This is a genomic window from Microcystis sp. M53603_WE2 (assembly GCF_030065435.1).
On record NZ_JASJFF010001021.1, the window covers coordinates 1 to 4,556 of the forward strand.

Annotated in this window: 7 protein-coding genes; all 7 read right to left on the reverse strand. The window is 43.3% G+C overall.

The features are described from left to right. Nucleotides 1-237: 237 nt before the first annotated feature. The 7 genes from PX481_RS21485 to PX481_RS21515 all read right to left on the reverse strand — a co-directional run bounded on the left by PX481_RS21485 (nt 238) and on the right by PX481_RS21515 (nt 4,188). Complete coding sequence (locus PX481_RS21485) at nt 238-576, reverse strand: hypothetical protein (protein WP_043999571.1); 339 nt, start codon at nt 574-576, stop codon at nt 238-240. Between the two features lie 48 nt (nt 577-624). Continuing rightward, nucleotides 625-1,440, reverse strand: coding sequence for a DUF4351 domain-containing protein (locus tag PX481_RS21490; RefSeq protein ID WP_288095894.1), 816 nt, complete (start codon nt 1,438-1,440; stop codon nt 625-627). Between the two features lie 163 nt (nt 1,441-1,603). Beyond that, nucleotides 1,604-2,350, reverse strand: a complete 747-nt coding sequence (locus tag PX481_RS21495; RefSeq protein ID WP_002757704.1) for a hypothetical protein — start codon at nt 2,348-2,350, stop codon at nt 1,604-1,606. 79 nt (nt 2,351-2,429) lie between these two features. Next, nucleotides 2,430-2,747 carry a hypothetical protein gene (locus PX481_RS21500; RefSeq protein WP_002757706.1) on the reverse strand — a complete coding sequence of 106 codons (318 nt, stop codon included), beginning with the start codon at nt 2,745-2,747 and terminating at the stop codon, nt 2,430-2,432. Between the two features lie 42 nt (nt 2,748-2,789). After that, nucleotides 2,790-3,107 carry a hypothetical protein gene (locus tag PX481_RS21505; protein WP_002757707.1) on the reverse strand — a complete coding sequence of 106 codons (318 nt, stop codon included), beginning with the start codon at nt 3,105-3,107 and terminating at the stop codon, nt 2,790-2,792. A 65-nt stretch (nt 3,108-3,172) separates the two neighbouring features. Next, nucleotides 3,173-3,628 carry a hypothetical protein gene (locus PX481_RS21510; RefSeq protein WP_002757709.1) on the reverse strand — a complete coding sequence of 152 codons (456 nt, stop codon included), beginning with the start codon at nt 3,626-3,628 and terminating at the stop codon, nt 3,173-3,175. Nucleotides 3,629-3,990: 362 nt separating this feature from the next. After that, the gene (locus tag PX481_RS21515; RefSeq protein WP_002757710.1) at nt 3,991-4,188 is read right to left on the reverse strand and encodes a hypothetical protein; all 198 of its coding nucleotides are present in this window, start codon (nt 4,186-4,188) and stop codon (nt 3,991-3,993) included. Nucleotides 4,189-4,556: the final 368 nt, after the last annotated feature.

Below are 4,556 nucleotides of genomic sequence, written 5' to 3' on the forward strand. Positions count from 1 at the left end.
GACTTAATTGATTAGTTCGCTCTAGATAAAAAACAATTGACAAAAATCGCTAAATGCCTTTCTATATAAGGGTTCCATCCCTTATAACCCCCCTCCATTGCATAACACAAACCGAAGAGCCTTAAATCTAAGGGTTTTCCTAGTAACCAAGTGGCTAAGTCTCTGGAATATTCAAGGGCGATAAATTTACAGGTAGAATCATACATTAGTTATTACTATTTTGGAGTTACATTAGCTCTAATATCCATTAGGGAACTCTTTGGCAAGACAATCCAAACAAATTCCTTCTTTCAGAAATTTTCCATAGTCTTGTACGTTAGATGATGCTTTTCGACAGTAAGAACAAATTTGAAATATTGTTGCTATGGTTCTGTGTTCTTGAACATTATCAGAATTAGAAAAACACGCATCGCCGAGAATTTCACCGATATTTACATCGCAACGGTATGATTCTTGAATGATGTCTAAAACTATCGACTGTTGTTCTTCCAAACTTAGCGACTGAAACGCCTTATTTTTCAAGTACAATCGCCCTAGCATCGCATTGACGGTATAACTAGCTTGATGATCTGACATGATGGTAAAACAGGGTTTAGAATCAGGAAGATAAGGATAGAAAATTGGCTACAAAGACGAATTTTCGAGCCATTGTTCTAAATCTTGTAGTGACTGAAAATCTAACAAAGCTTCGCCTAAGTTTTCTAACTGTTCTAGGGAAAGGCTGCGGATCTTCGGGGATAATTCAGGAGAGATGCTACCTATACGGCGATTTAATAGACGTAAAACGAGGTTAGCTTCTCCCTCTTGTAAACCTTCCGACCAGATTTCTTGATAGATAACAGATTCTTTCATGATGTCTTTCCTCAATAATCGTTGAATGATGTCTTTGTTTAATACTAACCCAGCTAGGATGGCGGTAGATGCGGCCAGATTGCTTTGTTCTCGACTATCGCTGATTTGCTCGATTTCTTGGGCAATTTGCCCCAGTAAGTTTTCTGGTTTCTCAGCTTGAGCGAGTATAGCGAAGGGAAATAGCCCCGGTGTTTGTAATAAGGTTTCTGAGGGTTGTTCCCAGAGTCTAATCACTTCAAATTGATGATAGGTTTTCCCTTGTTGATAATCATTTTGGCGGACTTTAGCGGAGTCATTTTTCCTCAGATAAATTACTACTTGATGGATGGGTTTATGGGGATAGCGTCGATAGAGTCTGGTGGCATAATCTAGCATTCTATAGGGAATGTCTTCTTTAGGGTCGGTTTGGAACTCGATATGTAAGATTAATTCTTCTGACTCCAAAAAGATTAACGTATCGGCTCTAATCGGTTCTAGGGATAATTCTGAGGGTTTAATTTCCGTTAAATCTAAGGGTTTTCCTAGTAACCAAGTGGCTAAGTCTCTGGAATATTCAAGGGCGATAAATTTACAGGTGGAATCATACATTTTCAATTCAAATACAGGTCAAGCCTGACCTGTATTTTAACAAAATTAAACCCCTATCCCCAAAAATAACAAAAGGATGGGTAAAAACCCTCCTAAAGGCTAAGATGCACTGAAAACTATCCTCAATGGGGATTTTATCCTTGGCGCTTACGAGAAGCAGCACCTAACCCCCAAAAATGATCGCTTCAAAAATCTCGTAGCGTTCCTTGCCGATGCGAATAATATAGATATCGTCTTGTTTCGAGGCGCTAAATTCTCCCGGATCTGCCTGACTGGTATCCGCACCGATCGCTTTTCCCTTTTCAAAGAAAATGATACGCTTGCGACCATCGGGTTTGGTAACAGTGACATCCGCGCTACCGTTCCCCCGACGAGTGACACCAAAGGGACAAGATCCCGCTGGTTTTCCATCGCCCATGGAACAGGTAACATTACCCGTAGCATGGTAATTTGTCCCCGGTACTTTGGCATCGCTTTGGTTGTAATTATTGGAAATAAAGATTTTTAGGCGATAATTAGCCACTTCATTATTCCGCGCCGAGTTGCGAGTCAAACCCACTTGGATCGTATAATCGCCGTCCGCCGGTAGGATTCCCTCGTGGGCATTACCGACGTTGTTCCCGATAACCATCGCCGCGTCTTTGCCGGGGACTTTACCCGGTGCGAAAATATTGAAAGAAGCGCCCCCGTTATCACTCAAGAGGCTAACCGACATATTTTGTCCAGCATTGGCGCGAATTAGGTATTGAACGACTTGTTCTCCCTTGATTTTGCCTTGAATAGTGGTTCCTTCGGTTCCGGCTTTGAATTGCACCCGTTCTTTACGGATTTCGCTTAAGGCGGGAGAAGGTAAGATGACTGGGGTGGTGATTAAGGTGGCCAGTAAAAAAGCGGAAAAGAGTTTACGCATGATTTAAGTTTTTTCCCAAGTTAATTAGATGTTTTACAGCGATCGCTAGATTTGTGGACAATTGTACTATAACGTCCGTCTAGTTTTTTTCCGAACGGGCTGATTTCGCTTTTTCTAGGGTGTCTTGACAGTTGATTTTGGCGAATTCTTCGATTTGTTCTGGTTTCAAATTAAAATCTGAACCCGCTCTTTCTTTAATTTGTTTTAAGAGTTGATCGGTTTCCGATTGGGTTAGTAAACCCGCTTGTTTTCCCGTTTCCGTGGCGACACAAACACCGTAGGTTACACCACCTGTGAATCCGAGGGTTCCCAAGAATTTCCCTCCTAGAAACAATCCGATACCCGCACCGATAACACCCGTGGTAATAGCTATCAACAAGACATAAACGGGTTTCATGCTTTTTTGATCTCCTCCAATGAAGACTAAGTGAGCGTGTTATTACATAGCGCCTTCGTCCACTTTGGAATAGGGTAGGTTTTTGATAAATTTGACGATCTGGTTGCCGTTGCGGTTAAAGGAACATTGGAAAGTATTGACCATTTTATCTGTCTCGTAAGTGCCGTTAACTGCGTGAGTGCCGTCGGTGCGTTGTCCTTCGTATTTGACGACGATATTACCCGGCGAGGTTTTATAAGCATTAGCGGCGCGAGATTTGCAGGCCGACAACATGGTAGCAGTATTCGCGGCATAAACTGGTAAAGTAGCGACGAGGGCGATTCCGGTGGCGATGGCGCTGAATTTTATAGACTCGAACATGATTGATTTTCTTACAGAGTAAGAGGGGCGATAATCTCTAGGATGCGTTCAAGATTTTTCGATAACTACCTAATCGTTACCGAGACGGTGAAAGGAACGGTATGATTGCCGTCTTTCGCTTCTCCCATGAGATAGACACGAATGGTATAGTCGCCATCTTTGGGGAGTTTAATTTTAGCCATGGCGTTGGGGCCTTGGGCAGAACTGTTATAAATCGCTACATTATTACTACCGGGCGGCAGGATATTAAAAAATACACTATGCTTGTCTTCTGGGTTGCCTGTCCCATCATCAGCAAGAGAAACCATCAGGGTTTGACCTTTTCTCGCTCTTAAGACAAAATCTCGGTATTCACGCCCTGTAATTGTCCCGTTGAGGGCGGCCATATCACTTCCCTGTTCAAAGTTCACTCTACCGCTTAACTGCGCTTGTAGAGGGGCGGTTAAACCTAAACCGAGGGATAAAGCGATCGCTACGGAAGCTAAAACGTTACGAGGGGAAATAAGCGGAAAATGTTTCATGTTTATTTTTTGGGAAAGAGACTAGGGAGTAAAAATAATTTCCTCTCCCTAGTCGGGTAAATTGTCAAGGGGTTACGGAATTTTTAGCGGCGGAAAATCCTTTTATTTGAGTCTAAAACTCCACTTGAAGCATCAGCAACCCCGTTTGTACCGAATAGAGTTCCGAGAGGAGAATTTAATCCAAATGCATTTGGAGAACCCGTTACGAACAATTGACCACGAGCGAATTGAGTACCGGACAGAATGATATTACCACCCACAACATTAAAAGCATTAGGGCCCGATGATGGGAATGTACCAATAACCGGTAGCGTGTATCCTAAAGCGGCAGGAGCGGAGGTGACGGAAAGAGCGGTAGCCGCCTATATCCCATCCGTGGTTAGTGCCGCGTCCGGCAACTCTATTGTCCCAGAAACTGTACCACTAACCGGGCCATCCACATTCGAGAAAGAAAAGCCAAAAGTAGCGGCGCTCGCACCAGATACAGGAGCGAGTAAAGATAGACCGATAAGGGCGACCCGACCACCGATCGATTTTTTGATAAGTGTTGATAATGTCATAGGTTTAAACTCCTCACAGAAAGGAATAAAGATAAACAGTCGTCAATTATAGGGGAGTTTACGGAAAAGGTGATATCCGAAAATTCCTTATTTTTTTTGACCCCTTCCCGTTTTCTTAATACTTTTTTAAGGATTGGCTGAAGGCATTACCCTGAGAGGCTTGGAAAAATAGGAGTTCGGGCGATTCGGTTGAAGGGGCGATCCCGCCTAAGCGTACAGGAGAGCGAAGTTGACATCCTCGCCGCCCTAAAAGTGCGGCGATTCCTAAACCTCACGATTTAAGTTTCTGCTTCCACCACCGTCGCATACCACAGTTAAAAAACCATGTACTGTCTTACACAGAGTCCACAGACTTTCGCCCCATTTCA

Bases quoted from the DNA above. Each gene is read 5' to 3' on its own strand.
- PX481_RS21485 (WP_043999571.1), bottom strand. From the start codon at position 576: ATGTCAGATCATCAAGCTAGTTATACCGTCAATGCGATGCTAGGGCGA.
- PX481_RS21490 (WP_288095894.1), bottom strand. From the start codon at position 1,440: ATGTATGATTCCACCTGTAAATTTATCGCCCTTGAATATTCCAGAGAC.
- PX481_RS21495 (WP_002757704.1), bottom strand. From the start codon at position 2,350: ATGCGTAAACTCTTTTCCGCTTTTTTACTGGCCACCTTAATCACCACC.
- PX481_RS21500 (WP_002757706.1), bottom strand. From the start codon at position 2,747: ATGAAACCCGTTTATGTCTTGTTGATAGCTATTACCACGGGTGTTATC.
- PX481_RS21505 (WP_002757707.1), bottom strand. From the start codon at position 3,107: ATGTTCGAGTCTATAAAATTCAGCGCCATCGCCACCGGAATCGCCCTC.
- PX481_RS21510 (WP_002757709.1), bottom strand. From the start codon at position 3,628: ATGAAACATTTTCCGCTTATTTCCCCTCGTAACGTTTTAGCTTCCGTA.
- PX481_RS21515 (WP_002757710.1), bottom strand. From the start codon at position 4,188: ATGACATTATCAACACTTATCAAAAAATCGATCGGTGGTCGGGTCGCC.